Origin of the sequence: Pseudomonas sp. GD03875 (assembly GCF_029840585.1) — a bacterium.
Lineage (GTDB): Bacteria > Pseudomonadota > Gammaproteobacteria > Pseudomonadales > Pseudomonadaceae > Aquipseudomonas > Aquipseudomonas paralcaligenes.
In genome coordinates, this window is sequence record NZ_JAOCCV010000050.1 from 1 (window position 1) to 23,146 (window position 23,146).

The following is a 23,146-nucleotide window of genomic DNA, read 5'->3' on the forward strand; positions in this document are numbered from 1 at the left end:
TTTCAGCCTCAGCCGTGCACTTTCGGCGAAGAAAATCGCCGAGGGAGTTTTTCAACAGAATCTGCCTACCGTCGACGTCCTCATGGGCTATGGGCGCGAACGGACGGACAGCCCCAGCACCCGCGCGCTGGGTGACCACAACAAGGAAACCCTGAACTACCGCGACGCCGAGCTGCGCCTGCGGCAGATGCTGTTCGACGGCTTCAACACCCCCAACGAGGTGGCGCGCACCCGTTCCGTGGTCGACTCCCGCGCCTACTACGTGCAGGGCACGTCCCAGAGCCTCGCCCTGCGTACCGTCGAGGTCTATCTGGAAGTGCTCAAGCGCCGCGAGATGGTGACCCTGGCCAGGAACAACCTGCAGGCGCACCAGCGCATCAACGACCAGATCGGCCTGCGCAGCGAGCGCGGGGTGGGCAGCACCGCCGACCTGGACCAGTCCGTGGCCCGCCTGGCGCTGGCCGAGAACAACCTCTACACCGAGCAGGTCAACCTGGCCGACGCCGAAGCCAACTTCTTCAGCGCCACCGGGCGCATGCCGGACGAGCTGGAACCGCCGGCCTCCATCCGCGGCGAACTGCCGGCGGACGTCCACAGCGCCCAGCAGGCCATGATGGACAACAACCCCTTCCTCAAGTCCGCGCAGGCCGACGTGCATGCCGCCGAGAAACAGTACGAGGTGGCGAAGTCGCCCTTCTACCCGCGCTTCGACCTCGAACTGGCCACCACCGCCGACGACAACGTCCAGGGCGACGAAGGTCACTACAACACCTGGCGGGCCGCCGTGGTGATGAATTACAACCTGTTCAACGGCATGCGCGACAAGGCCCGCCTGCAATCGGCGGCGCACCAGATCAACCAGTCCATGGACATCCGCAACAACGCCCTGCGGGTGGTCAACGAGAACCTGTCGCTGGCCTGGAACGCCATGGAAAACGCCCGCCTGCAGACGCCGAAGGCGCGCGAATACGCGGAATACACTTCCCGCGTGCGCGAGGCGTACCAGCAGCAGTTCAGCCTGGGCCAGCGCTCGCTGCTCGACCTGCTGGACAGCGACAACGAACTCTTCACCGCCAACCGCCGCTACGCCGAGGTGCGCTACACCGAAGAGTTCTCCATGTACCGCGTCATCGCCGCCATGGGCGAACTCCTGAAGAAACAGAACGTCGTGGCCCCGGCCGAAGCAGTCGCCCTCACGAACGTGAAGAGCGAGGCCCGCCTGCCGGAACTGAAGTAGTCCCCCGGCGAAGCGATCGCCCACGCCGCCGGCCTGGGCGATCTCTCAGGAGGAGCGACCTTGACCAGCATGGAACGGAGACTCCCCGAAGACCAGCGCCAGAGTCACGACGATCCGCTGCTGGACGGGCTGCTCATCCTCTGTAACCTCCACGATTGCTCGGCCAGCCGCGCCAGCCTGTCGGCGGGCCTGCCGATGCCCGAGCAGCGCCTGAGCGCCGACCTGCTGCCGCGCGCGGCGGCCCGGGCCGGTCTGCAGGGGCGCGTGCTGCGGCGCGAGCTGGGCGCCATCTCGCCGCTCAACCTGCCGGTGCTGCTCCTGCTCAAGGACGGCCGCAGCGCGGTGCTGCGCAAGATGGGACCGAAGAACCAGCTGCTGATCCTGCCCTGCGAGGCCGATGGCGGCGAACAGTGGGTCAACCGCGACCACCTGGCCATCGAGTACAGCGGCCGGGCCTTCTTCGCCAAGCCGCAGCACGACCTGGAAGAGGCGCGCACGCCGCTGGTGCCACGGGTCGAGGCGTGGTTCCGCGACACCCTGAAGCTGTCGCGCTGGCTGTATACCGACGCGGTGCTGGCCAGCCTGCTGATCAACCTGCTCGGCCTGATGGTCCCGCTGTTCGTCATGCAGACCTACGACCGGGTCGTGCCCAACCAGGCCACCGCCACGCTCTGGGTCCTGACCATCGGCCTGTTCGTCGGCACCGGCTTCGAACTGCTGCTGCGAGTGCTGCGCGCCTACCTGCTGGACGTGGCCGGCAAGAAGACCGACGTGGTGCTGTCCGCCACCCTGTTCGAACGCATCACCGGCATGTCCATGGCGGCCAGACCGGCGACGGTCGGTGGCTTCGCCCAGAGTATCCACGACTTCCAGGGGCTGCGCGAATTCCTCACCGCGGTGACCCTGACCAGCCTGATCGACCTGCCCTTCTCGCTGCTGATGATCCTGGTCATCGGCCTGCTCGGCGGCTGGCTGGTGATGATTCCGCTGCTGGCCTTCCCCATCACGGCGATATTCGCCCTGATCATCCAGGCGCGCCTGCGCGACACGGTGCAGAAGAGCCTGGCCCTGGGCGCCGAGCGCCAGGCCCTGCTGATCGAGACCCTCGGCGGCCTGGAGACGCTCAAGGCCTGCGGCGCCGAGAGCGAGCGCCAGCACCGCTGGGAGAAGACCCACGGCGCCCTCACCCGCCTGGACAGCCACGCCCGCTTCCTCGCCGCCCTGGCCACCAACGGCACCCTGTTCCTGCAGCAGTTCGCCGGCATGGCGACCATCGTCGCCGGCGTCTACATCATCATCGCCGGCAACCTCAGCGTCGGCGCCCTGGTCGCCTGCTACATGCTCGGCAGCCGCGTGCTGGCCCCGCTCGGGCAGATCGCCGGGCTGATCACCCGCTACCAGCAGGCGCGCCTGACCATGACCAGCACCGACGCGCTGATGAGCCTGCCCCAGGAGCGCCAGGCGAAGCAGCGGCCGCTGCAGCGCACCCACCTCAAGGGCGCGCTGGACCTGCGCCAGGTCAGCTTCGCCTATCCCGGCCAGAGCACCCCGGCGCTGAACCGGATCAGCCTGCACCTGGCCGCCGGCGAGCGGGTCGGCATCATCGGCCGCAGCGGCTCGGGCAAGAGCACCCTGGCGCGCCTGCTGATGAACTTCTACACCCCGGGCGAAGGCCAGATCCTGCTCGACAACCTGGACCTGCGCCAGCTGGACGTGGCCGACCTGCGCCATCAGATGGGCTACGTCGCCCACGACCTGCCGCTGCTGGCGGGCAGCCTGCGCGACAACCTCACCCTAGGCGCCCGCTACGTCAGTGACGCGCGCATGCTGGAAGTGGCCGACCTCACCGGCGTCTCCGAGCTGGCCAGGCAGCATCCCCAGGGCTTCGACCGGCCGGTGGGCGAGCGCGGCCAGCTGCTCTCCGGCGGCCAGCGCCAGGCCGTGCTGCTGGCCCGCGCGCTGCTGCTCGACCCGCCGATCCTGCTGCTCGACGAGCCCACCAGCGCCATGGACAACACCAGCGAGGACATCCTGCGCAACCGCCTGCACGGCTGGTCCCAGGGCAAGACCCTGCTGCTGATCACCCACCGCAGCTCCATGCTCAGCCTGGTGGACCGCCTGATCGTGCTGGACTGCGGCCACATCGTCGCCGACGGCCCGAAGGGAGCGGTGATCGAAGCCCTGCGCCGCGGCCGCGTCGGCCCGGCGGCCGTCTAGCGGAGAGGCGACCATGGAACTGACCCAATCCCTGCGCGACTACTTCGGCGGCCTGCGCCAGCACAGGCAGGACACCGAGTTCATGCCCGAGGTGGACGGCGCCGTGCTGGAAGACTCCCCCTGGCTGGCCCGCGCCACCCTGTGGGCGGTCGGCGGCTGCCTGCTGGCGGCGCTGGTCTGGGCCCGGCTGGCGGTGCTGGAGGAAGTCACCACGGGCGAAGGCAAGGCCATTCCCTCCAGCAAGGTGCAGGTCATCCAGAACCTGGAGGGCGGCATCGTCACCGAAATCTTCGTCCGCGAGGGCCAGGTGGTGAACAAGGGCGACGTGCTGCTGCGCCTCGACGCCACCCGTTTCATCTCCAACAAGGGCGAGACCGAGGCGGACCGCCTGGCCCTGCAGGCCCGGGTCGAGCGCCTCGGTGCCGAGGCCGAGGGCCGGCCGCTGGCCCTGTCGGAGGAGCTGACCCGGCAGGCGCCGCAACTGGTCGAGGACGAAATGGCGCTGTACCGCTCGCGCCAGCAGCGCCTGGACAGCGAGCAGAACACCCTCAGGGAACAGCTGCGGCAGAAGACCCAGGAACTGGCGGAATTCCGTGCCAAGGCCCAGCAGTACCGCTCCAGCCTGGGCCTGGTCCAGCAGGAGCTGAACATGTCCCAGCCGCTGGTGGCCGCGGGGGCGATCTCCGAGGTGGAGATCCTCCGTCTGCGCCGAAGCGCGGTGGAGATGCGCGGCTCGCTGGACGCCACCAGCCTGGCCATCCCCCGCGCCGAAGCGGCCATGCAGGAGATCAGGAGCAAGCTCGAGGAGTCGACCCTGGCCTTTCGCACCGAGGCGCTGAAGGAACTCAACGAGGTGCGTACCGAGCTGAAGAAGATCACCTCGACCAGCATGGCCATCGAGGACCGGGTCAGCCGCACCACCGTCAGCTCGCCGGTGCACGGCGTTATCAAGCAGCTCAAGGTCAACACCATCGGCGGCGTGGTGCAGCCCGGCGACCCCATGGTGGAAGTGGTGCCGCTGGAGGACAACCTGCTGATCGAGGCGCGCATCCGCCCGCAGGACGTGGCCTTCCTCCATCCGGGCCAGAAGGCCATGGTCAAGTTCACCGCCTACGACTACACCATCTACGGCGGGCTCAAGGCCAGGCTCGAACTGATCGGCGCCGACACCATCACCGACCAGGACGGCAACAGCTTCTACCTGATCCAGGTGCGCACCGACCGGAGCCACCTGGGCAGCGACGAACACCCGCTGCTGATCATCCCCGGCATGGTCGCCACGGTGGACATCGTCACCGGCGAGAAGAGCGTGCTCGACTATCTGCTCAAGCCAGTGCTGAAGGCCCGCGCCGAGGCCATGCGCGAACGCTAGGCCCGGGTCAGGGCCTGCTCGATCTGGGCCTGGTAAATCGAGTTCACCAGCATCAGGGTCACGATGGCCAGCACCAGATAGGCCACGTCCGAGGCCTGATACACCAGGTTGGCGTTCTTCAGCGCGGGGATTTCCTCTGCCGAGAGCGTCAGGCGCATGGCCGCCTGGCTGATGAAGCCGTTCGCCAGCCAGGCACCCCACCACCACGCCAGGATCGGGTTCTGCCTGGCCTGGCTCGGGTCGTCGGGGCTGTCGCTGGCCCTCCAGATTTCCGCCATGGCCTGGTAGGGCTTCCACAGGGAGAAAATGGGGACGAAGAACCAGCCGACCGACCACCCTGGCGTGAACTTCATGGCGCTGGCGCTAAGCTGCCGGGCGTTGTAGTTGGCCCGATGGATCCACTTGAGGATCAACACCCCGGAAATCACGAACACGATCATGTAGAGGATCGCGATGACCTGCTGCCGCCTGTCGTTCGCCTCGCCATCCACCACCGCCTGTTCCTGCGAGCTGTACACGCCGTTCTCGTAGTCCTGCAGCAGCTGGTATTCCATGTTCCCGGAAACGATGGAAACGACCGCGACGAGCATCTGGACATAGATGAGGCGCTTGACCCATTGCGTCAGGGTGGTGGGGTCGATGAAGCCATTCCTGGCGAGAGGCATCTGTTCTTCTCCTTGAACGTGAGTCAGGCCGAATCCCGAAGCGGCGTTGTTCTGGCAGAGTGGCCGGAGCCGAGGGCTCGCAACATCAGCCAGAAACTCAGGCCACTCACGGCACCGAGAATACCGAAGAAGAACACTCCCTCGGCGTAACGCAACCAACCGGCTGCCGTTGGCACACCGTCTATCAGGTTCCAGACACCGTTGAAACTGGAGCTTGTCCTGAACTCCGAATAACGCAATGGCCACGTCCCGATCGCGACAGGTAGAGCCGCCATGACGAAGCCGCCCGCGATACAGGACCACCAACGGACCAGGTTGCGCCAACGCAAGAGCAGGTAGGCGGGAACGCCCAGCAGAACGACGGAGCCCAGAGAAATCAGCCAGCAGAGGATGAAGAACTTCTGGGTATTGATCCAGATATAGGGGTCACCCGGCGAGAAGGTGGTGAACTGGCCATACAGATACCAGAGTGTCATCAGGCAGGTCGGTACAAGCGCTGCCACGAGGAACGCGAGCACAGGCTTCATACGGGCTGGACTTCATACGTCATCGTCGATCTCCACCTTCAGCCCGGACGCGAGCAGATAATCGGTAAAGCGGCGGATGATCTGCACACCGGCGTTGTTATGCGCCAAGGCGTAGATACGGGTGGGCGTCTCGAGCAGCAGGTCGCAGCAGTGCGGCCACTGGCTGTCGATCGTCTCCCGGGTGGCGACGGCGACCCGCTCCGGGGATTCGATCCGCAGCGATGATTCGACAAGGAACTCGTCCGGCCCCAGGACCGGCGCCATGGCTTCCGCAAGGCTGCCGGCGCAGTGCTTTTCCAGATGGATATACAGCTCATGGCCCATAGGAAGTCCTGAACGAGCGGGGGGAAAGAAGGCTATGTACCAATGCCTGTCAGTTAAGAGAAACGCCGCGATTCCCTGCTGGATCACGGCGTTTTTCCTTGGCTATGCCTGAGTCGGCTGTGGCGAACAGACCAGGCCTTTGTGGGAGCGGCTGGGCGGCATTCCGATTGGCCGCGAAATTCGCGGACAAGTCCGCTCCCACAACGCATGCTCGGTGCAACAGAGCAGGCGCCTGTTCTATTCATTCTGGCCTGGAAGCCGGGGAAACTCCGCGCTGGAGATCACGGCGGAGAACTCGTGCTTGAACTCGTAATCGCCGACGTAGGCCTGGGCGATCATGCCGCTCCAGACGATCCGGAATTGCAGGGAGTCGCCGATCCGCTCGAATCTGATCCGGTGCCGGGCGACCGCATCGTGGCCGAGCAGGTAGATGTGGAACGCCAGGTCGTCGAAGTCCTCGATGGCGTCGGGGTCCGGATCGACGATCAGTTCGAGGCCGTCCAGCAGCTCGGGGGTGTAGTCCGCCCTGACGCAGACCCGGAATCCGCCTTCGTGCCAGTTGTTCGAAGACAGGGTGCACGCGTGGTAGTTGCCCCACACGATGGGCGCCGCCCAGTCGGACGGATAGTCCACCTCTTCGTCATCTTCTATGTCGCGTTCGGCGTAGTAGTTGGCCGACTCCAGATGGAAGTCGAACCATACGTCTCCATCGACCTCCCTCGCCGACCATACGAACTGCTTGATCGGGTGGCCTTCGGGCCAGGGGTTGTCCTTGAAATAGATTCTGTCGGGTTTCATCTGCCATTCCTTTGAGGTCATAAGCAAACCGGCACGGCCACGTGCCCTATATCCAATCGAAATACCGCGTCCACCAGCTATCGAACAGCTTCCTGTCGGGCATCACGCCATCGTATGCGCCATTCAGCTCGGCCTCGGCAATGAAGGTGAAACCGCACGCCTCCAGTTCCTGAACGGTTCTTTCCAGGTCGGAGCCGGGCAGCAGCTCACTCCAGGTAAGCGAAACGAGGTTGCCGAAATTGCTGAAGCGAATGGTGGGGCAGCGGGTCAGCCGGTCTTCGATCCGCTCATAGTCGTGCAGCAGGATGGCAATGCTGAAGCTGGCGTCCTGGTTGTAGATCGCGCCTTCGAACGTGAGCCGGTTGCCGTTGGCCTCCAGCCTCCGGGCCACCTCGTTGGCCCTCGCCTCCATGTCCGGGTAATCGAATGCGCTGTGGAATTCGTACGATCCGGGTTCGTCGTAACGCTCCAGCAACTGCCGCGTGCTCGGTTTCACTCTAGCTGGCGCCTCTGTCGGGCCGCACCGGGAAACGGTGCCGGCTGAATGAACCATCAGGCCTTTCTCCAGCCTGCCGTGATGGTTGCAAGCCCCATAGCTTACGTAATTCCCCGTTTCGTTCCTGAGCGCTGGCGCAGAAACCGCGAACGCAGCGCAACTCTCAGTCCCCATCCACCCAATGCGCTCCCGGCCCCTGCTCCGCCAACTGGTCGCCGGGGTTGCGCAGCGGGCAGTCCTCGAGGGACAGACAGCCGCAACCGATGCAGCCATCGAGCTGGTTGCGCAGCATCTCCAGCTTGGCGATGCGCTGGTCGAGGTCCTCGCGCCAGCGCGCCGACAGGGCCGCCCAGTCCGCCGCCGTCAGGGTGCGTCCCTGGGGCAGGGTGCCCAGCGCCGCGGCGATCTCGGCCAGGGGGATGCCCACGCGCTGCGCCACCTTGATCACCGCCACCCGGCGCAGGGTCTCGCGCGGGTAGCGGCGCTGGTTGCCGGCGCTGCGACGGCTGCCGATCAGCCCCTTAGCCTCGTAGAAATGCAGGGCCGAGACCGCCACGCCACTGCGGCTGGCCAGTTCGCCGACGCTCAGGTCACGCGGGGATTGCGGGTGCTTGTTCATGGGTATTGACCTCAACTTAAGTTGAGGTTTTACCCTCGCCCGGTGTTCGAATTCAAGATCAGGAAGCCAACGCCATGCCCATCTGCACATCCAAGGAAGATATCGGCCGGAACCGCTTCGCCCTGTTGATCGACATTCGCGTGGGAGATACCGGGCGGGCGGCGATCGCCCGGCACCTGGAAGACTACCTGCAGCAGTTGCGCCAGTTGTTCGCCGAGGACAGCGGCTACCTGGGCGCGGAACTGCACAGCCGCGACGACGGCCACCTGCTCGGCTACCTGAACTGGCGCCGGCGCGAGGACTGGGAAGTCGCCTGGGACTGCCACGGCACCCAAAGCGACCTGTTCGCCGACAGCCTGCTGCGGCTCGGCGCGCGGAGCATCCGCTTCGACAGCGTGCTGATCGCCGGCTGACGGCTCAGCCGCCGTGGTTGCGCCGGTAGGTGTCCTCGCCCATCGCCGCGATCTGCCCGTCGATGAGCGCCTCGAAAGGCCGCAGCAGCGCGTCGAAGCGTTTCGGCGCCTCCTGCAGCTCCAGCGCCGCGACGATGGCCTCGACGGTCGCCAGCGCGCCCTCGGCAGGCGCCTTGCGCAGACGGTAGCGCGAACGCATGCCGGCGGGCAGGCACACCCGCGGCAGCCCGGCCAGCTGCGGATTGAGGTGGAGCAGCTTGCGCGCCTTACGCCAGGTGCCGTCCGGGACGACCAGCAGCAGCGGGCGGCCATCCTCCGCCACCGGCAGCGCCTGTGCCGTCTCGCCGGGGAACAGCAGGCAGGCTCGGTACGCAGGGTCCGGTTCCAGGTCGAAGCGCTCGCCCACCCGCAGCTCGGCGTTCTCCAGCCCGAGGGCGGCCAGGCGCGCGGTGTTCAGCGCATGCCCGGCCTCGTCCGGGTGCTGCAGGATCAGCACCCGCGTGCGACTCGGCAAGGATGGGATCAGGTGGCAGAGACAGTGGCTCAGGGGGCGTGTGCAGCGCTCGCAACGCGCTCGGGACATGGTGGGTTCCTCCGGCCGCGCAGTGTGCCACAGGCGGCCGGGATCACCGACTTCAACGGTTGAAGCGCTCGGCCAGGCTGTGCAGGTACTCGGCCATCTGCTCCAGTTCCTGACTGATGCCGGCGCCCTGCTGGGCCTGGATGGCGCTGTGGTCGGAGAGCTGGGCGATGCGGGTGATCTGCTGGCTGATGTCCTCGGCCACGTGCGCCTGCTGCTCGGAGGCCGCAGCCATCTGCTGGCTCATCCCGGCGATGCGCGCCACCGCCTGGGTGATGCCGTCCAGTGCCTCGCGCACCGCCTCGACGCTGCGCACGCTGTCGCGGGAAATCTCCGTACCGCGGCTGGCGGTGTTCACCGCCTTGTCGGCGCCGCTGCGTAGGGAGGAGATGATCTGGTGGATCTGCTCGGTGGATTCGCGGGTGCGCCCGGCCAGCGCGCGCACCTCGTCGGCCACCACGGCGAAACCCCTGCCCTGCTCGCCGGCCCGCGCCGCCTCGATGGCCGCGTTGAGCGCCAGCAGGTTGGTCTGCTCGGCGATGGAGGTGATCACGTCGGCCACGCTGCCGATGGACTGGGTGGACTCGGCCAGCTCGTTCACCGCCACGCCGATTTCCTGCACCGCGCCCACCATCTGCTGCATGGCCTGCAGGCTGCCGCCGGCCAGGTCGCGGCCCTGCAGCGCCAGGCGATCCGCCTCTTCCGCGGCATGGGTGGTGTTCCGCACGTTGTGCGCGACTTCCTGGATGGTCGCCGTCATCTGGTTGATGGCGGTGGCGGACTGGTCCGTCTCGCTGCGCTGCTGCTCCAGCAGGGCGGCGCCGGAGCGAGACAGCTCGGCGGACTGGGCCGCCCGCTGGCGCACGTTCTCGCCGGCGTCCTCCAGGCGGGTCAGCGCGGTCTGCAGCCGCGCTTCCTCGCTGATCATGGCCATGTCCAGCAGGGCCTGGGCACCGCGGTTGTCGGTGTAGGTCAGTGCCACCAGCGCGCTGGTGAAGGCCCTCGGGTGCTCGGCCAGGGTTTTGCGGATCAGCTGGCGCTTGCTGTACAGCTGGTAGGAACCGAGGGCGAACATCGCCACGACAATGAACACGGGGAACCAGAGCTGGGGCAGCAGCCAGTGGCCCGCCAGGATCGCCAGCGCGGCGACCATCAGCGGCCAGGAACGGAGGATGTCGTGGGTCCAGTACTGCAGCCGCGACACCGGCGGCTTGCCCGCCCGCAGCCGCGCGTAGAGCGCTTCGGCGCGACGCTTCTGCTCCTCGCTCGGCACCGAGCGCACCGATTCGTAGCCGATCATCTTGCCGTTCTCGTAGACCGGCGTGACGTAGGCGCTCACCCAGTAGTAGTCGCCGTTCTTGCAGCGGTTCTTGACGATGCCCATCCAGGGCTTGCCCTGCTTGATCGTCTCCCACATGTGGGCGAACACACCCGGCGGCATGTCCGGGTGGCGGACCAGGTTGTGCGGCTGGCCGACGAGTTCCTCTCGACTGAAGCCGCTGATGGCCACGAAGGCATCGTTGACGTAGGTGATCTTGCTGTGCAGATCGGTGGTGGAAATCAGGCGCTCGGCAGCGGTGAAGGTGCGTTCGCGCTGGGTCACGGGAAGATTCTGGCGCATGGGCGACCATCCTTGGGCAATGGGAGGAGATGTCCTGACCTTGTCCTATTCGGTCTAGCACCCGAAGCGAAACGGCACAAGGCCAGTATTCGCCCTCCCCGTGGCGAACGCCCCTCTGCTACACGATCAGGTCCGCCTTGCGCCGATAGGGGAACACGTCGATCACCTTGCCGGCGCGTATCGCCTCCTGCAGGCTCTGCCAGTACTCGGCGGTGAACAGGTCGCCGTGCAGCTGGTTGAAGAGGCGGCGCTGGCCGAGGTCGACGAACAGGAAGCGCGGGAATTCCTCCGGGAACACGTCGTTCGGCCCCACCGAGTACCAGGGCTCGCCAGACATCTCGTCCTCCGGATAGCGTGGCGGCGGGATGCGGCGGAAATTCACCTCGGTCAGGTAGCTGATCTCGTCGTAGTCGTAGAACACCACCCGGCCGTGGCGGGTGACGCCGAAGTTCTTCAGCAGCATGTCGCCGGGGAAGATGTTGGCCGCGGCCAGCTGCTTGATGGCCAGGCCGTAGTCCTCCAGGGCCTCGCGCACCTGGGCCTCGTTGGCGTGTTCCAGGTAGATGTTCAGCGGGGTCATGCGGCGCTCGGTCCAGCAGTGGCGGATCAGCACGGTGCCGCCGTTCTCGATCTCCACGGTGGACGGCGCCACTTCCAGCAGCTCGGCCAGGCATTCCGGGTCGAACTTGGCCAGCGGGAAACGGAAGTCGGAGAACTCCTGAGTATCGGCCATGCGCCCCACCCGGTCGACGCTCTTCACCAGGCGGTACTTCTCGATCACGGTGTTGTGGTCGACGTTCTTCGACGGCGAGAAGCGGTCCTTGATGATCTTGAACACGGTGTTGAAGCCCGGCAGGGTGAACACGCTCATCACCATGCCGCGCACGCCGGGAGCCATGACGAACTTGTCGTCGGTATTGGCCAGGTGGTTGATCAGCGACCGGTAGAACTCCGACTTGCCGTGCTTGTAGAAGCCGATCGAGGTGTACAGCTCGGCGATGTGCTTGCCCGGCAGGATGCGCTTGAGGAAGCCGATGAATTCCGCCGGAATCTCCACCCGCACCATGAAGTAGGAACGGGTGAAGGAGAAGATGATCGAGACTTCCGCCTCGTCGGTGATCAGGGCGTCGATCTGGATGCCCTGGCCCTCGCGGTGCAGCAGCGGGAACACCAGCGGCCACTGCTCGTCGGGGGTGAAGATGCGCCCCACCAGGTAGGCGCCCTTGTTGCGGTAGAGGGTCGAGGAGAACAGCTCGATGGTCAGGTCCTGGTCCTTGCACACCCAGTCCGGCAGGTTGGCGCGCAGCTGCTGCTCCAGCTTGTCCAGGTCGCGCTCCAGGTCCTCGAACGGCACGTGGTAGCTGTAGTCGGTGAAGATCTGCCGCAACGCCAGGTTGAGGTCGCCGCGCGGCTGGTAGTTGCGCGTCTGCGGCGTGCGCTCGTGGGCGCGCAGCGAGGGCCGGGTGGTGTGGATGAACATGCAGCCGTCGCTGATCTGGTCATGGCTGAACAGGCCGCAGAAGATCGAGTTGTACCAGGTCTCGGCCAGCTCATCGTCGTTGCGCAGGTCGATCAGGCCGATGTAGGCGCTCTTGGCCAGCGGCCACAGGTCGATGTCCAGCAGTTGCTCGTCGCTGAAGGTCTGGCGCAGGCGGCCGGTGACTTCCGCCACCTTCTCCTCGTAGAGGCTGATGCGCGTGGCCGAGGCCCGTTGGGTTTCCTGCCACTGGGCCTGCTCGAAGCGGGCGCGGGCGCCGTTGGTGATCTCGCGGAAGTGGTCGCGATAGTCGTCGAAGCCATCGAGGATCATCTGGGCGATATCGGCGGCAGGCCGTTGCTGCGACATGGGAAAGCCTCTGCTGCATGTGCGGAACCGGGAGCTTATCCACAGCCGGCGCCGAGGGAAAGACGACCATCGGGTTATTATCCGACCGCGCCAGGGCCATGCCCGCTCTTAATGGCTGGTGAAAAGGCGATGTCCCCGTTACATGTTGTGACTTCTTCTGGGTCCCCGCCTGCGCGGGGATGACGAGGTAGGGGTGGAGTTTCTTCCGAAACCCGTCATTCCCGCGCTGGCGGGAATCCAGGGCAGGCAGCCGCAGCGTCCAGATAGAGGGGTTTGACCGCGCAACGCATAGAGTGGGTCAGCCGCTTGCCGGCGTACCCCAACGGCGGTGCCATGGTCGATTGCGCTGGTGGGTTACGGCCTGTAGCCCAACCACCCTACCGGCGCCCAGGCAGGCCGCTTCCGCAGGGCAGATGCAGCGTCTGCAACACACAATGGGGATATATATAAAAAAGCCCGTCGCTGGGGACGGGCGGGAGAGACCGCCGGCGGGCCGGCGGCGAGGAATGGATCAGACGATCTCGGCGCTGGCCGGCACCTGCGGCTGGGACTGGGGCTTGCCGCCCTCGGCCAGTTCGCGCTTGAGGGTGTCCTCGTCCAGCTGCTTGCACCACTTGGCGACCACGATGGTGGCGACGCCGTTGCCGATCAGGTTGGTCAGCGCGCGGGCCTCGGACATGAAGCGGTCGATGCCGAGGATCAGCGCCAGGCCGGCGACCGGCAGGTGGCCGACGGCGGACAGGGTGGCGGCCAGCACGATGAAGCCCGAGCCGGTGACGCCCGCCGCGCCCTTGGAGGCGATCAGCAGCACGGCCAGCAGGGTCAGCTGGTGGGTGATGTCCATGGTGGTGTCGGTGGCCTGGGCGATGAACACCGCGGCCATGGTCAGGTAGATCGAGGTGCCGTCCAGGTTGAAGGAGTAGCCGGTGGGGATCACCAGGCCGACCACGTTCTTCTTGGCGCCCAGCTTCTCCATCTTGTTCAGCATGCGCGGCAGGGCCGACTCGGAGGACGAGGTGCCCAGCACGATCAGCAGTTCCTCGCGGATGTACTTGATGAACTTGAGGATGCTGAAGCCATGGGCGCGGGCGATGCCGCCGAGGACGATCAGCACGAACAGCGCGCAGGTGATGTAGAAGCACAGCATCAGCTGGCCGAGCTGCACCAGCGAGCCCACGCCGTACTGGCCGATGGTGAAGGCCATGGCGCCGAAGGCGCCGATCGGGGCGACCTTCATGATCATGTTGATGATGCCGAACATGACGTGGGCGATGCGGTCGATGAACTCCAGCACCGGCTTGCCGTAGTCGCCCATGCGCTGCAGGGCGAAGGCGAAGATCACCGAGAAGAACAGCACCTGCAGGATGTCGCCGCTGGCGAAGGCGCCGACCACGGTGCCCGGGATCACGTTGAGCAGGAAGTCGATGGTGCTCTGCTTCTCGCCGGCGGCGGCGTAGGCGGCGATCTTGCTGGTGTCGAGGGTGGCCGGATCGACGTGCATGCCGGCGCCCGGCTGGACGACGTTGACCACGACCAGGCCGATGATCAGCGCCACGGTGGAGACGATCTCGAAGTACAGCAGCGCGTAGCCGCCGGTCTTGCCCACCGCCTTCATGTCCTGCATGCCGGCGATGCCGCTGACCACGGTACAGAAGATGATCGGCGCGATGGCCATCTTGATCAGCTTGACGAAGCCATCGCCGAGCGGCTTCAGCGCCACGCCGGTCTCGGGGTAGAAATGGCCGAGCAGGATGCCGACGGCGATGGCCACCAGCACCTGGACATAGAGGCTCTTGTAGAAGGGTGTGCGAGTCATGGCAGTTCCTCGTTCGCGACATCCGTCCGGCTTTCCCTGGCCGACGATGCAGCGGCTGATGCGCTTGCCCTCCTTGCCGGAGGGTTTTGTTGTTGGGTGACCCGAATCGCGGGTTGCCCTCCCCATGGCAAGCGCTGTGCCAGACCTCTATTTCAATTAAAAACCTTCAATATCAATTAGTTGTAGACATACCGAATAGCCAGCCCAGCCGAAACTGGCGGGAATCCGCCAGGCCCGAGGCGGATTTCCCCCGCCCGTGCGGTAGGGTGCGCCATGCGCACCGTTCCTCAGTACACGTCGCGCAGGTAGCGCTTCTGCTCGGCCAGGCCGCGGATGTACTCGGCGGCCTTGTCCTCGGAGAGACCGCCGTGGTCGCGGGCCACTTCGCGCAGGGCCGTGTCGACGTCCCTGGCCATGCGGCTGGCGTCGCCGCAGACGTACAACTGCGCGCCCTCCTCCAGCCAGCGCCAGAGCTCGGCGCCCTGCTCGCGGATGCGGTCCTGCACGTAGACCTTCTCGGCCTGGTCGCGGGAGAAGGCCAGGCTCAGGTGGGTCAGCAGGCCGTCGCGCTGCATCGCCTCCAGCTCGTCGCGGTAATAGAAGTCGGTGGCCGCGTGCTGCTCGCCGAAGAACAGCCAGTTGCGCCCCGTGTCGCCGCGCGCGCGGCGCTCATGGAGGAAGCCGCGGAACGGCGCCACGCCGGTGCCCGGGCCGATCATCACCATCGGCACGTCGCCCTGCGCCGGCACCCGGAAGTGCTTGCCGCTCTGCACGAACACCGGCACCTCGCCCTCGCCCGCGCGGTCGGCGAGGAAGGTCGAGGCCACGCCCTTGCGCCGGCCGTAGCGCACCGCCGCCACGGTCAGGTGCACCTCGCCTGCGTGGGCCTTGGGGCTGGAGGAGATCGAATACAGGCGCGGCTGCAGGCGCTTGAGGCTGCCCAGCAGTTCGCCGGCGGCATGCTCGGCGGGAAAGGCCTGCAGCACGTCGGCCAGCTGGCGGCCCCACAGCCAGTCCTTCAATTCTTCCTTGCGTTCGAGCAGGCCGCGCAGCTCGGTGCTGCCACTGCGCTCGGCGATCAGCGCCAGGGCCTCGGCGCTCGGCCGGGCGATCTCGTAGTGGGCCGCGAGCGCCTCGCGCAGCGGCATATCGCCGACCTTGGCCACGCTGACCGGCTGCTCGCCATCCAGGCGCGCCAGTTCGAGCACCTCGCCGACCAGTTCGGGGCAGTTGCGCGGCCATACACCCAAGGCATCGCCGGCCTCGTAGGTCAGGCCCGAGTCGCCCAGGGCAAAGGCGAACTGGCGGGTGTCCTTGCTGGCCCCGACGCTGTTCAGGCGCAGGTTGACCACCAGTCGCGAGGCGGCCGGCTGCTCCTTGCTGACCGTCGCCGTCGTGGCGCTGGCCACGGGCGCCTCGACCACCGCCGGCTCGGGCTTGAGCAGCGGCAGCAGGCTGGCCAGCCAAGCCGCGGCCGGCTCGTCGAAATCGGTGTCGCAGTCCACCCGCTCGACCAGGCGGCTGGCGCCCAGTTCGGCCAGGCGGGCGTCGAGGTTCTTGCCGTGCCGGCAGAACTGGTCATAGCTGGGGTCGCCCAGGGCCAGCACGGCGTAGCGCAGCGCGCTCAGGTCGGGCTGGCCGGCCTTGAGCTGGTCCCAGAAGGCCTGGCCGTTGTCCGGCGCGTCACCGTCGCCGAAGGTGCTGCTGAGCAGAAGCAGGTTGCCCGCCCGGGCCAGCTTCTCCAGCGGGTAGCCGGCCATGCCGGCCAGTTCCACGGCGCAGCCGGCCTCGCCCAGGCGCCTGGCGAAGCGCTCGGCCAGGTCCTCGCAGTTGCCGGTCTGCGAGGCCCACAACAGGGTCACGGGAACGGCCGCCGACGCTGGCGCGGCGAGGCTGGCCTGCACTTCGCCGCCCAGCTGCAGGGGCGCGCCCAGGGCCACGCGGCTGAACATGCCGGCCAGCAGGCCGTCCAGCCACAGACGGGTTGGCTCGGCTAGCGGCGCGTGAGGCGGCAGGCTGGGCACGCCGCCCGCGGGATTGGCGCGCAGGCCGCCGATGAAGCCGGCCATGTAGGTGCGCTCGGGCTCGCTCAGGGTTGGCGGCGCGCCGGCGGCAACGCCGAGCAGGCTGGCGAACGCGTCGATATGGGACATATCGAGTTCCTCGGAGAAGGGTTCGGAAGAGATCGAGTCGCCCGTCGTGGCGGGCGTCTCCAGAAGCTGGTGGTCGATCAGCTCGACGCGGCGCAGGCTGACGGCGCAGAACTTGAATTCCGGCTGCTGCGAGATCGGGTCGATGGCGTCGCTGGTCACCGCGTTGATCGCCAGTTGGTCGCCGTATACGTCGTTCCAGTGGAACGGTGCGAAGCAGCCGCCGGGCAGCACCCGGTCGCTGACCACCACCGGCAGCACGGCCACGCCGCGCCGCGAACGGATTTCCAGCTGGTCCTTGTCGCGCACGCCAAGGGCCTCGGCGTCCTCCGGGTGTACCTCGACGAAGGGCCCGGGGTTGAGCTTGTTGAGGGTGGCGACCTTGCCGGTCTTGGTCAGGGTGTGCCACTGGTGCTGGACGCGGCCGGTGTTGAGCACGAAGGGGAAGTCGGCGTCGGGCATCTCCGCCGGGTCCAGGTGCGGGCGGGCGAAGAACTGGCCCTTGCCGCTGGGCGTGGCGAAGGCGAGGCGCGGCGTGGTGCCGTCCTCGCCGACCTTGAGCTTCTGGCTGACACCATCGTTGAGGTAGCGGATCGGCGAGCGGTCGTCGCCCTCCGTGCTCGCGCAGGGCCACTGCAACGGGGTCTGGCGCAGGCGCTCGTGGCTGGCGCCACGGATGTCGTAGCCGGTCTTGGGGTTGTGAAAGCGCTTGATCTCCTCGAACACCTGCGCCGCCGACTCATAGCTGAAGGCGTCGGCGAAGCCCATGGCGCAGGCCACCTCGGCGATGATGCGCCAGTCGGCCATGGCCTCGCCGGGCGGCGCCACGGCCTGCTGCATCAGGGTCAGGTTGCGTTCGGAGTTGATCATCACCCCCTCCGCCTCGGCCCACAGGGCGCCGGGCAGGAGGATGTCGGCGTAGCGGTTGGTCTCGGTGTCGAGGAACACATCCTGGGCGATCACCAGGTCGGCGGCCTCCAGTCCCTGGATGACCTTGGCGCGGTTGGAGACGCTGGCCACCGGATTGGTACAGATGATCCAGCAGGCCCGGACCTTGCCGGCGGCCATGTCCTCGAACAGCGCCACGGTGCCGCCGCCCAGGCGCGTGTGCAGGGTGCCGGCCGGCACGCCCCAGGCGTCCTCGACGAAGGCGCGGTCGTCTTCCACCAGCACGCTGCGCTGGCCCGGCAGGCCGGGGCCCATGTAGCCCATCTCGCGGCCGCCCATGGCATTGGGCTGGCCGGTGAGGGAGAACGGCCCGCTGCCGGGGCGGCAGATGGCGCCGGTGGCCAGGTGCAGGTTGCACAGGGCGTTGCTGTTCCAGGTGCCGTGGGTCGACTGGTTCAGGCCCATGGTCCAGCAGCTCATCCACTCCCCCGCCTCGCCGATCCAGCGGGCGGCCTGGCGGATGGCATCCTCGGCTAGGCCGGTCAGTTCGGCGACCCGCGCGGGCGTGTACTCGGCGAGGAAATCGGGCATCGCCTCCCAGCCCTCGGTGAACCGCTCGATGAAGGCCGCGTCGGTGTGGCCGTTCGCGTGCAGCAGGTGCAGCAGGCCGTTGAGCAGCGCCAGGTCGGTGCCCGGCCTGATCTGCAGGAACAGGCCGGCCTTGTCCGCCGTGGCGCTGCGCCGGGGGTCGACGACGATCAGCCTGGCCCCGGCCTTGACCCTGTCCATCATGCGCAGGAAGAGGATGGGGTGACAGTCCGCCATGTTCGCGCCGATGACGAAGAACAGGTCGGCGCGCTCGAAGTCCTGGTACGAGCCGGGCGGGCCGTCCGAGCCCAGCGACAGCTTGTAGCCGCTGCCGGCGCTGGCCATGCACAGGCGCGAGTTGGACTCGATCTGGTTGGTGCCGATGAAGCCCTTGGCCAGCTTGCTGGTCAGGTACTGGGCCTCCAGCGACATCTGCCCGGAGACGTAGAAGGCGATGGCGTCCGGCCCGTGCTCGTCGAGGATCGCGCGCAGGCGCCGGGCGCTGGTGGCGATGGCCTCGGCCATAGGCGCGCGCGCCGGGTCGCGGGCACGCTCGGCGCGCACATAGGCGTGCTCCAGGCGGCCGGACTCGGCGATGGGCTGGTGGCAGCTGCTGCCCTTGGTGCACAGGCGGCCGAAGTTGGTCGGGTGCTGCTTGTCGCCGGCCACCTTCACCACCCGGCCGCCCTCGACCTGCATGACGATGCCGCAGCCGACGCCACAGTAGGGGCATACGCTCCGTATCGTCTTCTCCGCCATCGCCATACCCCCGAAAAAACGAAAGCGCCATGTCACCCTCCGCCTGAGCGGGGGCGACACGGCGCCTTTGTCGTGAGGAGCGATCGACATTGACCGCTCGTGGGCATGGCCAAGCAACGGACGCGCCAACTTGCCGGCAAGCGGCGCAACGCCTGATCCAGACAGGGTTGCGGCCGTCGCGGTGGCGACGCAGGGCTGGCCTCGGGCTCGCCCGATGCACCAGAATACGGCGGCAGGGCCCCACGCCAGGGCCGCCACAGGGAAACACCCATGCTCTACATCGTCATGCTGGGCGGCAGACATCCCCGCGCCCGGATCGAAGTCCACGACGTGCTGTTCGCCGTCGCCGACAGCCTCGAGGACAGCTACGCGCAACTGCGCGCAGACTGGTTCGGCAGCCCGGAAGGCCTGCACATCGACTCCTGGCTGGAAGTGGACGGGATCGGCGACTACAAGCTCGAACTGAGCAGCCAGGCCCCGGCCGCCGGCGACCCGCGCCTGTACTTCATCAACCTCGGCGGCTACGAGGAAGGCACCTTCGGCGAGGCGCACCGCTACCTGCTGGTGACCGCCCGCGACAAGGCGGAAGCCAAGGCCAAGGGCAAGCAGCGCCTGCGCCAGGACTGGGTCAAGCCGCACACCGACGCGCTGTTCGACATCGACGACTGCCTGCCGGTGGACCTGGTCGGCGGCCGCTACGTACACCTGGTGAGCGGCCCGCACCGCGGCATCGTGCAGCGCAGCGACTACCTGCTGCTGTAGCCGTCGCCGGCATCAGGTCGGGGCAGGACGGCCACGAACGCACCATTCTGGGTCCGCCCGCCCCGTACCTTGCCAGCCCTCCCCCCGCGCCAAGGCCGATGAAACCTGGCGCGCGAGCCTCCCGAGGAAAACTGGCACAAGCGCTGCATAGCCTCCTCCGAGCCCGCTAGACCCGGGCCGCCCATTCGATCAATGGCGATCATGCGATGGGCGACGAAGCACCCACGAAGGTGCTGGACAGAACAGGCAAAGGCGCCTGAGACCGCAAGGTTTCAGGCGCCTTTTTATTTGCCGCGGAAAAACCTGATGAGCTTTGGCCGGGAAACGTCATGAACAGCACAGACCTCTCCACTGACAAGCAACGGCTGATCGTCGTCGGCAACGGCATGGTCGGCCACCACTGCGTCGAACAGCTGCTCGCGGGCGGCGCCCTGGCGCACTACCGCATCGATGTGTTCGGCGAAGAGGCACAGCGCGCCTACGACCGCGTGCACCTCTCCGAATACTTCGGCGGCCGCGACGCCGAGTCCCTGGCCATGAGCGCGGCTTCCCTCTATGAAGAGGACGGCCTGACCCTGCACCTCAGCGCCCAGGTGCTGGAGATCGACCGCGACAAGCGCGAAGTGGTCACCGCCGGGGGGCGCTTCGGCTACGACAAGCTGGTGCTGGCCACCGGCTCCTACCCCTTCGTGCCGCCGATCGAAGGCGCCGAGGGCGACTCGCGCCTGGTCTACCGCACCCTCGATGACCTCGACGGCATCCGCGCCGCCGCCAACGGCAAGCGCCGTGGCGTGGTGGTCGGCGGCGGCCTGCTCGGCCTGGAAGCGGCCAACGCGCTGAAGTCCCTGGGCCTGGAAGCCCACGTGGTGGAGTTCGCCCCGCGGCTGATGCCGGTGCAGCTGGACGACTTCGGCGGCGCCGCCCTCAAGCAGCGCATCGAGGACCTGGGCGTCGGCGTGCACCTGTCCAAGGCCACCCAGAGCATCGGCGCCGGCAGCGAGTACCGCTACCGGATGAACTTCGCCGGTGACGACTTCCTGGAAACCGACCTGATCGTGTTCTCCGCCGGCATCCGTCCGCAGGACACCCTGGCCCGCGCCTGCGGCCTGGAGCTGGGCGCCCGTGGCGGCATCAATATCAACGACCAGTGCCTGACCAGCGACGAGCGCATCTTCGCCATCGGCGAATGCGCGGCGTGGAACGGCAGCGTGTTCGGCCTGGTCGCCCCCGGCTACCAGATGGCCCGCCTGGTGGCGGCCCAGCTGTGCGGCCAGGAAGGTTCGCCGTTCCTCGGCGCGGACATGTCGACCAAGCTCAAGCTGCTCGGCGTCGACGTCGGCTCCATCGGCGACGCCCACGGCGCCATGCCCGGCGCCAAGAGCTATCGCTACATCGACGAAGCCACCTCCAGCTATCGCCGCCTGGTGGTGTCCGCCGACGGCAAGCAGGTGCTCGGCGCCGTGCTGGTCGGCGACAACAGCTACTACGACACCCTGCTGCAGTACGCGCAGAACGGCATCAAGCTGCCGGAAGACCCGGCCAGCCTGATCATGCCGGCCGGCGAAGGCGCCCCGGCTCTGGGCGCCGACGCCCTGCCGGACACCGCGACCATCTGCTCTTGCCACAACGTCAGCAAGGGTGCGATCTGCGCGGCCATCGACGGCGGCTGCACCGACATCGCCGGGGTCAAGGCCTGCACCAAGGCGGCCACCGGCTGCGGCGGCTGCGCGGCGCTGCTCAAGCAGGTGTTCGAGCACGAACTGACCGCCCGTGGCGTGGAAGTCGACAAGAGCCTGTGCGAACACTTCGCCTACACCCGCCAGGAGCTGTACCACTTCGTCCGCATCGAACAGATCGAGAGCTTCGAGGAGCTGCTGGCCAGGCACGGCCGGGGCCACCTCGGCTGCGACATCTGCAAGCCGGCGGTGGGCTCGATCCTCGCCTCCTGCTGGAACAAGCCGATCATGAACCCGGCGCTGGTGCCGCTGCAGGACACCAACGACACCTTCATGGCCAACATGCAGAAGAACGGCACCTACTCGGTGGTGCCGCGCATCCCCGGCGGCGAGATCACCCCGGAAGGCCTGATCGCCATCGGCGCGGTGGCGAAGAAATACGACCTCTACACCAAGATCACCGGCGGCCAGCGCATCGACCTGTTCGGCGCCCAGCTGCACGAGCTGCCGGACATCTGGGGCGAGTTGATCGCCGCCGGCTTCGAGACCGGCCACGCCTACGGCAAGTCCCTGCGCACGGTGAAGAGCTGCGTCGGCAGCACCTGGTGTCGCTACGGCGTGCAAGACAGCGTCGGCATGGCGCTGCTGCTGGAGGACCGCTACAAGGGCCTGCGCTCGCCGCACAAGATCAAGTTCGCCGTCTCCGGCTGCACCCGCGAATGCGCCGAGGCGCAGAGCAAGGACATCGGCGTGATCGCCACCGAGAACGGCTGGAACCTCTACGTGTGCGGCAACGGCGGCATGCGCCCGCGCCACGCCGAGCTGTTCGCCACCGACCTGGACGACGCCACCCTGGTGCGCTACATCGACCGCGTGCTGATGTTCTACATCCGCACCGCCGACAAGCTGCAGCGCACCTCGGTGTGGCGCGAGTCGCTGGAAGGCGGCCTCGACTACCTGAAGGACGTGATCATCCACGACAGCCTGGGCCTGGGCGCCGAACTGGAAGCGCAGATGCAGCTGGTGGTCGACCGCTACGAATGCGAGTGGGCCAACGTCCTCAAGGACGAGGAGAAGCTCAAGCGCTTCCGCACCTTCGTCAACGAACAGGGCAGCGACCCGGATATCCGCTTCGTCCGCGAGCGCGGCCAGCGCCGGCCGGCGCGCACCCACGAACTCGAACTGATCCCCGTGACCGAGGAGGCCGTCTGATGAGCCCGTCCAACACCGCCCTGAACCTGACCCTCGACAACGCCACCCACTGGCAGCCGCTGTGCGCGCTGAACGACCTGGTGGCCAACTCCGGCGTGGTCGCCCGCTGCGGCGATCACCAGGTGGCGCTGTTCTACCTGCCGGCCGAGGACGGCCAGCAGGTCTTCGCCATCGGCAACCGCGACCCGAAGTCCGGCGCCAACGTGATCGGCCGCGGCATCGTCGGCCAGCTCGGCGGCGACCTGGTGATCGCCTCGCCACTGTACAAGCAGCACTTCCGCCTGAGCGACGGCAGCTGCCTGGAATACCCGGAGCAGCAACTGCCGGTATGGCCGGTGCGACTGCGCGGCGAGCACGTGGAAATCGGCCTGGGCTGAGCCCGGCACAGCCTGGCGGCCTTGACCATGGTCAAGGCCGTTTTTCCATCGACCGTTATATATGATCGAACATAGCGCTACACTCAGGCCCCGTTGCGCGGAGCGCAACGATCGGCCGGGACACTTTCCCCCCTAGGAGCCACCCCATGAGAATGACCACCCTCGCCCTGGCCATCGCCCTCGGCGTGATCGCCCAGCAGGCC

General features: G+C 67.2%; 18 protein-coding genes. 7 read left to right on the forward strand and 11 right to left on the reverse strand.

Annotated features, from left to right (window positions below):
• Window positions 1-34: 34 nt before the first annotated feature.
• The 3 genes from N5D30_RS24920 to N5D30_RS24930 all read left to right on the forward strand — a co-directional run bounded on the left by N5D30_RS24920 (window position 35) and on the right by N5D30_RS24930 (window position 4,826).
• Window positions 35-1,237, forward strand: coding sequence for a TolC family outer membrane protein (locus tag N5D30_RS24920; protein WP_279911168.1), 1,203 nt, complete (start codon window positions 35-37; stop codon window positions 1,235-1,237).
• A gap of 69 nt (window positions 1,238-1,306) precedes the next feature.
• Window positions 1,307-3,454, forward strand: a complete 2,148-nt coding sequence (locus N5D30_RS24925) for a type I secretion system permease/ATPase (protein ID WP_279911152.1) — start codon at window positions 1,307-1,309, stop codon at window positions 3,452-3,454.
• A 13-nt stretch (window positions 3,455-3,467) separates the two neighbouring features.
• Complete coding sequence (locus tag N5D30_RS24930; protein WP_279911153.1) at window positions 3,468-4,826, forward strand: HlyD family type I secretion periplasmic adaptor subunit; 1,359 nt, start codon at window positions 3,468-3,470, stop codon at window positions 4,824-4,826.
• Here N5D30_RS24930 and N5D30_RS24935 read toward each other — a convergent pair.
• The 6 genes from N5D30_RS24935 to soxR form a co-directional block, all read right to left on the reverse strand.
• A complete protein-coding gene (locus N5D30_RS24935) occupies window positions 4,823-5,491 on the reverse strand; it encodes a DUF4328 domain-containing protein (protein ID WP_279911154.1) in 669 nt (222 codons plus the stop codon). The genes N5D30_RS24930 and N5D30_RS24935 overlap by 4 nt on opposite strands.
• 23 nt (window positions 5,492-5,514) lie before the next feature.
• Window positions 5,515-6,018, reverse strand: a complete 504-nt coding sequence (locus N5D30_RS24940; protein WP_279911155.1) for a hypothetical protein — start codon at window positions 6,016-6,018, stop codon at window positions 5,515-5,517.
• Window positions 6,019-6,030: 12 nt separating this feature from the next.
• Window positions 6,031-6,342, reverse strand: a complete 312-nt coding sequence (locus N5D30_RS24945) for a hypothetical protein (protein ID WP_279911156.1) — start codon at window positions 6,340-6,342, stop codon at window positions 6,031-6,033.
• A gap of 237 nt (window positions 6,343-6,579) precedes the next feature.
• Window positions 6,580-7,140 (reverse strand): hypothetical protein, encoded by a 561-nt coding sequence (locus tag N5D30_RS24950; RefSeq protein WP_279911157.1) that lies wholly within the window; start codon window positions 7,138-7,140, stop codon window positions 6,580-6,582.
• A 46-nt stretch (window positions 7,141-7,186) separates the two neighbouring features.
• Window positions 7,187-7,636: a hypothetical protein gene (locus N5D30_RS24955; RefSeq protein ID WP_279911158.1), complete on the reverse strand. Its 450-nt coding sequence runs from the start codon at window positions 7,634-7,636 to the stop codon at window positions 7,187-7,189.
• Between the two features lie 163 nt (window positions 7,637-7,799).
• Complete coding sequence (soxR, locus tag N5D30_RS24960) at window positions 7,800-8,255, reverse strand: redox-sensitive transcriptional activator SoxR (RefSeq protein ID WP_279911159.1); 456 nt, start codon at window positions 8,253-8,255, stop codon at window positions 7,800-7,802.
• A gap of 74 nt (window positions 8,256-8,329) precedes the next feature.
• Here soxR and N5D30_RS24965 point away from each other — a divergent pair, with 74 nt between their 5' ends.
• Window positions 8,330-8,668 (forward strand): antibiotic biosynthesis monooxygenase, encoded by a 339-nt coding sequence (locus N5D30_RS24965; RefSeq protein WP_279911160.1) that lies wholly within the window; start codon window positions 8,330-8,332, stop codon window positions 8,666-8,668.
• 4 nt (window positions 8,669-8,672) lie between these two features.
• Here the strand turns inward: N5D30_RS24965 and N5D30_RS24970 are convergent, their stop codons facing one another.
• The 5 genes from N5D30_RS24970 to N5D30_RS24990 form a co-directional block, all read right to left on the reverse strand.
• Window positions 8,673-9,251 carry a DTW domain-containing protein gene (locus N5D30_RS24970; RefSeq protein WP_279911161.1) on the reverse strand — a complete coding sequence of 193 codons (579 nt, stop codon included), beginning with the start codon at window positions 9,249-9,251 and terminating at the stop codon, window positions 8,673-8,675.
• Window positions 9,252-9,303: 52 nt separating this feature from the next.
• Entirely contained in the window at window positions 9,304-10,869 is a 1,566-nt protein-coding gene (locus N5D30_RS24975; protein WP_279911162.1) for a PAS domain-containing methyl-accepting chemotaxis protein, read from the reverse strand.
• A 118-nt stretch (window positions 10,870-10,987) separates the two neighbouring features.
• Window positions 10,988-12,715, reverse strand: coding sequence for a bifunctional isocitrate dehydrogenase kinase/phosphatase (gene aceK, locus N5D30_RS24980; protein ID WP_279911163.1), 1,728 nt, complete (start codon window positions 12,713-12,715; stop codon window positions 10,988-10,990).
• Window positions 12,716-13,226: 511 nt separating this feature from the next.
• Window positions 13,227-14,531: a dicarboxylate/amino acid:cation symporter gene (locus tag N5D30_RS24985; RefSeq protein ID WP_220813993.1), complete on the reverse strand. Its 1,305-nt coding sequence runs from the start codon at window positions 14,529-14,531 to the stop codon at window positions 13,227-13,229.
• A gap of 287 nt (window positions 14,532-14,818) precedes the next feature.
• Window positions 14,819-18,916: a bifunctional nitrate reductase/sulfite reductase flavoprotein subunit alpha gene (locus N5D30_RS24990; protein WP_279911164.1), complete on the reverse strand. Its 4,098-nt coding sequence runs from the start codon at window positions 18,914-18,916 to the stop codon at window positions 14,819-14,821.
• A 270-nt stretch (window positions 18,917-19,186) separates the two neighbouring features.
• On the opposite strand from N5D30_RS24990, the gene N5D30_RS24995 reads away from it, so the two are divergent.
• From N5D30_RS24995 to nirD, 3 genes are all read left to right on the forward strand, one after another.
• Window positions 19,187-19,678, forward strand: a complete 492-nt coding sequence (locus tag N5D30_RS24995; protein ID WP_220813991.1) for a DUF1543 domain-containing protein — start codon at window positions 19,187-19,189, stop codon at window positions 19,676-19,678.
• Window positions 19,679-20,007: 329 nt separating this feature from the next.
• Entirely contained in the window at window positions 20,008-22,566 is a 2,559-nt protein-coding gene (gene nirB, locus N5D30_RS25000; protein WP_279911165.1) for a nitrite reductase large subunit NirB, read from the forward strand.
• Complete coding sequence (gene nirD, locus N5D30_RS25005; protein ID WP_279911166.1) at window positions 22,566-22,943, forward strand: nitrite reductase small subunit NirD; 378 nt, start codon at window positions 22,566-22,568, stop codon at window positions 22,941-22,943. The genes nirB and nirD overlap by 1 nt, the downstream gene beginning before the upstream one ends.
• The last annotated feature ends 203 nt before the right edge of the window (window positions 22,944-23,146 follow it).

What these genes read in the sequence shown, in the direction of transcription:
- N5D30_RS24925 (WP_279911152.1), top strand. Translation starts at nt 1,307, where the DNA reads ATGGAACGGAGACTCCCCGAAGACCAGCGCCAGAGTCACGACGATCCG.
- N5D30_RS24930 (WP_279911153.1), top strand. Translation starts at nt 3,468, where the DNA reads ATGGAACTGACCCAATCCCTGCGCGACTACTTCGGCGGCCTGCGCCAG.
- N5D30_RS24935 (WP_279911154.1), bottom strand. Translation starts at nt 5,491, where the DNA reads ATGCCTCTCGCCAGGAATGGCTTCATCGACCCCACCACCCTGACGCAA.
- N5D30_RS24940 (WP_279911155.1), bottom strand. Translation starts at nt 6,018, where the DNA reads ATGAAGCCTGTGCTCGCGTTCCTCGTGGCAGCGCTTGTACCGACCTGC.
- N5D30_RS24945 (WP_279911156.1), bottom strand. Translation starts at nt 6,342, where the DNA reads ATGGGCCATGAGCTGTATATCCATCTGGAAAAGCACTGCGCCGGCAGC.
- N5D30_RS24950 (WP_279911157.1), bottom strand. Translation starts at nt 7,140, where the DNA reads ATGAAACCCGACAGAATCTATTTCAAGGACAACCCCTGGCCCGAAGGC.
- soxR (WP_279911159.1), bottom strand. Translation starts at nt 8,255, where the DNA reads ATGAACAAGCACCCGCAATCCCCGCGTGACCTGAGCGTCGGCGAACTG.
- N5D30_RS24965 (WP_279911160.1), top strand. Translation starts at nt 8,330, where the DNA reads ATGCCCATCTGCACATCCAAGGAAGATATCGGCCGGAACCGCTTCGCC.
- N5D30_RS24970 (WP_279911161.1), bottom strand. Translation starts at nt 9,251, where the DNA reads ATGTCCCGAGCGCGTTGCGAGCGCTGCACACGCCCCCTGAGCCACTGT.
- N5D30_RS24975 (WP_279911162.1), bottom strand. Translation starts at nt 10,869, where the DNA reads ATGCGCCAGAATCTTCCCGTGACCCAGCGCGAACGCACCTTCACCGCT.
- aceK (WP_279911163.1), bottom strand. Translation starts at nt 12,715, where the DNA reads ATGTCGCAGCAACGGCCTGCCGCCGATATCGCCCAGATGATCCTCGAT.
- N5D30_RS24985 (WP_220813993.1), bottom strand. Translation starts at nt 14,531, where the DNA reads ATGACTCGCACACCCTTCTACAAGAGCCTCTATGTCCAGGTGCTGGTG.
- N5D30_RS24990 (WP_279911164.1), bottom strand. Translation starts at nt 18,916, where the DNA reads ATGGCGGAGAAGACGATACGGAGCGTATGCCCCTACTGTGGCGTCGGC.
- N5D30_RS24995 (WP_220813991.1), top strand. Translation starts at nt 19,187, where the DNA reads ATGCTCTACATCGTCATGCTGGGCGGCAGACATCCCCGCGCCCGGATC.
- nirB (WP_279911165.1), top strand. Translation starts at nt 20,008, where the DNA reads ATGAACAGCACAGACCTCTCCACTGACAAGCAACGGCTGATCGTCGTC.
- nirD (WP_279911166.1), top strand. Translation starts at nt 22,566, where the DNA reads ATGAGCCCGTCCAACACCGCCCTGAACCTGACCCTCGACAACGCCACC.